Source organism: Arthrobacter sp. SO3 (genome assembly GCF_020532825.1).
Classification (GTDB): domain Bacteria; phylum Actinomycetota; class Actinomycetes; order Actinomycetales; family Micrococcaceae; genus Arthrobacter.
In genome coordinates this window covers 1-980 of the sequence record NZ_MQTS01000124.1, presented here as the reverse complement: position 1 = coordinate 980, position 980 = coordinate 1, and the positions used below count along the sequence as shown (strand labels likewise).

General features: G+C 63.6%; 1 protein-coding gene. It reads left to right on the top strand.

What is annotated here, in order from left to right; all coding sequences use genetic code 11:
• Window positions 1-554: 554 nt before the first annotated feature.
• Complete coding sequence (locus tag BJQ90_RS12540) at window positions 555-842, top strand: HU family DNA-binding protein (protein ID WP_024367639.1); 288 nt, start codon at window positions 555-557, stop codon at window positions 840-842.
• Window positions 843-980 lie beyond the last annotated feature (138 nt).

Below are 980 nucleotides of genomic sequence, written 5' to 3'. Positions count from 1 at the left end.
TGGGAGAGTAGGTCACCGCCGGAACATCATTAAACGGTCGAGAGCCCCAACCACAACGGTCGGGGCTCTCCCGCATTTAAGCACAAACCCCTTCCGGCAAAGCGGTCGGAAGGGAGGGGCCCCGGGCTTTCAGACCCCATGGATTCAGGCGCTTACTGGCACAAGCCCGGCCCGCAGCTGGCCTATGGCCCGTCCAGCCCGGCCCGCAGCTGGCCTATGGCCCGTCCCGTCCCGTCCAGGCCAGGCCTGGCCCGTAGCCGGCGCAACGAGGCCGGGTGCCGCCGTCGTGCCCCTTGGGGCTTCAGCGCGTGCTGCCCCGGAACGCGCGGGATCCGGGGGACGCGCAGGGCAGTCCTTGACGGAGCTGAGGGAACGTCCGCTGTTGGCGAAATATTGGCCAGAAAGGCGCCGAATCCCGGGTTTTTCCCCAAAAAAGGCCGAAAACACGCGGAATTTGCCACCTCGGCGGCGGCAAGCTGGTAAGTTTTCGAACAGTGGCTTGTGCGCATGCCGTGTGCAGGCTCCAGAAATCATGACAGTCCAGGAGGACATAAATGGCTAAGAACCGAAGTGAACTTGTTGCAGAGGTAGCAGGCAAGGCCGGCACCAGCCAGGCAGCCGTCAACTCCGTGCTGGATGCATTGTTCGAGGTCTTCGAGACCTCTGTCGCCGCGGGCGAAAAGATCACCATCCCGGGCTGGCTTGCAGTTGAGCGCACCGACCGTGCAGCTCGCACCGGCCGCAACCCGCAGACGGGCGAGACCATTCAGATCGCCGCGGGCCACAGCGTCAAGCTGACCGCAGGCTCCAAGCTGAAGGCTGCAGTCTCCAAGAAGAAGTAGTCTTCTTGAACGCTTGAAAGGAGCGGCGACCCCTGGGGTCGCCGCTCCTTTTTCGTTAACCAGGGCTCCTGACATGGGGATTCGGGGGCTGGCCGGGTTTCCCGGATTGGCGGGGATTTTGCGGGTCCGGGGTCTTTT

Bases quoted from the DNA above. Each gene is read 5' to 3' on its own strand.
- BJQ90_RS12540 (WP_024367639.1), top strand. From the start codon at position 555: ATGGCTAAGAACCGAAGTGAACTTGTTGCAGAGGTAGCAGGCAAGGCC.